Consider the following 2,943-nt stretch of genomic DNA (forward strand, 5'->3'; position numbering starts at 1 on the left):
GCGTCGGCACCTTCTTGCGCCTTCATCTTGCCGGCGAAAGTGTTGGCCAGGATGTCCTCGGCGGCGCTGTAGTATTGGAAAATGCCGGGGATGCGTGGCTCGATCGCCGCGTTCGGATGGTTGTAGCTGTCTGATTCCGACTTGAGGTAGGAGGTGATGAAGGCCTCGTCGTAGCCGGCCGCCACCCATTCGGGAATGTCGAAATGCGAGTTGCGGTAGGGCTGGAAGCCCGACGGATACATCGCCGTCCAGATCGACAGGTCCTTGCCGCCGAGATGGGCGGCGGCGGACCATGCCGCCTTCTTCTTCTTTTCGTCGGCATCGACGCGGGCCATCACATAGACGCCCCAGCCGAGATAGGCGCAGTTGGGCGCATAGTTCGGGCCGCTGGCGAGCTTGTCCCAGGCGCCGGTCTTCGCATTGTAGACATCGTCCGAGCCGGGCAGGATCGAGAAGCCGGTGACGTCGCCGACGACGGAAGAGTCGTTGGTCTTGACGTTGGAGCCGACGTCGCCCCACCAAGTGACCATCGAGCCGGTGCCGGCCAGGAACTGCTGGAAGGCGGTCGTGTTCGGATCGGCATTGATCTGGTCGGCGGGTTCGGACGGCAGCGCGTCGATGACGTCCTGGATGGCGCGCACCCAGGCCGGATTGTTGACGCGCGGCTTCATCGTGTCGGCGTCGAAGAGCCAGGCCTTGTCGTCGGGGTGCTTGGCATAAGCGGTGGCGCGACTGCCGAGGAAATAGAAGCCGAAGCCGCCCCAGGGCTTTGGCGCGTCGAGATAGCCATAGACGTCCTGGTCCTTGAGCTTCTTGCCCTTGAGGAACTTGGTCACCGCCTGAACCTGCTGCCAGGTCTTCGGTACGCCCCATTCACCTTCGCCGCCGCCGTCCTTCCAGGCCTTGGCGAGGTCGGCATCGGCGAACACGTCGGTGCGGTAGTTGAAGTTGTGCGCGTCGCCGTCGACGGTCACGCGGTATTGCTTGCCGTCCCAGGTGCCGACCGGCGGCTTCAGATAGCTGACCAGATCGTCGAAATCGATCTGGGTCTTGACCCAGTCGGGCATTTCCGACGTCAGGCCCTTGCCGCAGACATCGCCTTCGAACGGCGCGCCCATTTCGATAATGTCGAAATCGACGGTGCCGGTCGCGATCGACTGCTGCAGGCGGGCATTGTAATCGGCCTGCGCCAGGTCGATCCAGTTGATCTTGGCGCCGGTATAGGTCTCCCACGGCTTCAGGAAGCCGCGGAACAGCACATTGTGCAGGTTCTGGTTGTTGAGACCCATGAAGGTCAGCTCGACGCCGGCGAATTCGCCTTCCTTGACATTGGCCTTGGTCGCTTCGAGGCAGAGTTCACCGACCTTCTGGAAGTCGGCGTCCGTCGGCTGGCCTTTGCCGACGCCGGGGATCTGCAGGATTTTTGTGCGCAATTCGCTTGCCGCGGAAGCCGGGCGCGTCAAGGCGCCAAGTCCGGCGCTGGATGCGGCTGCGATCGCGGCCATGCTGGCCGCGCCCTTCAATATGTCGCGCCTTGTGGCGCCGGCTCGAACCAGTTTGTCGTAAAGACCCGTTCTCATCGCCTATTCCTCCCAGAACATCAGTGTGAATAAATCGGCCAACTGTCGGACGCCGGAGCGCCAAAGATGCTCCCGTTTCGGAAACGAATTAGGCAGGACCCCACCCTGCGTCGATTGAGGTTCCGATTGCGGATCGGATACCGACATTTTGACCAACGCCTGCCACTATTCTCACAACACAACGCCGTGTCAACGAGAGCGGGTTTTTATCTATAAGGGACCGACTTGCCCTGACAGGTCGCGTTGGTTAGCTTCTGCGCCTACGGCTAATGGAGCCGATGGGGGAGATATGGCGCAAGTCGCGATCAGCAAGGTGGCCAAGGCCTTTGGAACGGTCAAGGTTCTGCACGAAGTCAGCGTCGATATCGCAGACGGACAGTTCGTGGTGCTGGTTGGCCCTTCGGGTTGCGGTAAGTCCACATTGCTCAGGATGGTGGCTGGGTTGGAGACCGTCTCCGCCGGTACGATCGCCATCGGCGACCGCGTCGTCAATCATCTGCCGCCGGCCAAGCGCGACATCGCCATGGTGTTCCAGAACTATGCGCTCTATCCGCACAAAACGGTCGAGCAGAACATGGCCTTTGCCCTCAAGCTCAGGAAAACCGATCCGGCCTTGGTCGCCGAGCGGGTCAAGCGCGCCGCCGATATCCTCGACCTCAATCCCTATCTGAAGCGCTATCCCCGCCAGCTTTCCGGCGGCCAGCGACAGCGCGTGGCCATGGGCCGTGCCATCGTGCGCAATCCGCAGGTCTTCCTGTTCGACGAGCCGCTGTCCAATCTCGACGCCAAGCTGCGCGTGCAGATGCGCACCGAGATCAAGGAACTGCACCAGAGGCTGAAGACCACCACCATCTACGTCACCCACGACCAGATCGAGGCCATGACCATGGCCGACAAGATCGTCGTGATGCGCGACGGCCGCATCGAGCAGGTCGGCGCGCCGCTGGAGCTGTTCGACAGACCGGCCAACCTGTTTGTCGCCGGCTTCATCGGCTCGCCGTCGATGAACCTGCTCAAGGGCACCATGCGCAAGGGCGACAAGCCCGGTGTCGACATCGCGGGCACGCTGTTCCCGATCGCATCGGGCAACGCCGCACAAGACGGGCAAGCCGTCGTTTATGGCGTGCGACCGGAGCATCTCGAAATTCATCCCGACGGCGTGCCGGCGAAGATTTCGGTGGTCGAGCCGACCGGCTCGGAAACGCTGGTGTTCCTGCGCTTCGGCGAAGGCGAGATGGTGGCGCTGTTTCGCGAGCGTCACGACTTCAAGCCGGGCGATACGTTGAAGCTGAAGCCACGGCTCGACCAGATCCATCTTTTCGACGCAGAGACCGGCAAGCGTCTCTGATCCCAACTCACGAGG

2 protein-coding genes are annotated in these 2,943 nt (G+C 62.0%); one reads left to right on the forward strand and one right to left on the reverse strand.

What is annotated here, in order from left to right:
* A partial coding sequence (locus EN964_RS30450) for an ABC transporter substrate-binding protein (protein WP_127277129.1) occupies positions 1-1,580 on the reverse strand: 1,580 nt, incomplete at its 3' end.
* 289 nt (positions 1,581-1,869) lie between these two features.
* On the opposite strand from EN964_RS30450, the gene EN964_RS30455 reads away from it, so the two are divergent.
* Positions 1,870-2,928 (forward strand): ABC transporter ATP-binding protein, encoded by a 1,059-nt coding sequence (locus EN964_RS30455; protein ID WP_127266589.1) that lies wholly within the window; start codon positions 1,870-1,872, stop codon positions 2,926-2,928.
* Positions 2,929-2,943 lie beyond the last annotated feature (15 nt).

Source organism: Mesorhizobium sp. M7A.F.Ca.CA.001.10.2.1, assembly GCF_003998575.1.
In the GTDB taxonomy this organism is placed as follows: Bacteria; Pseudomonadota; Alphaproteobacteria; order Rhizobiales; family Rhizobiaceae; genus Mesorhizobium.

Coding starts and splice junctions, on each gene's coding strand:
- EN964_RS30455 (WP_127266589.1), top strand. CDS start 1,870: ATGGCGCAAGTCGCGATCAGCAAGGTGGCCAAGGCCTTTGGAACGGTC.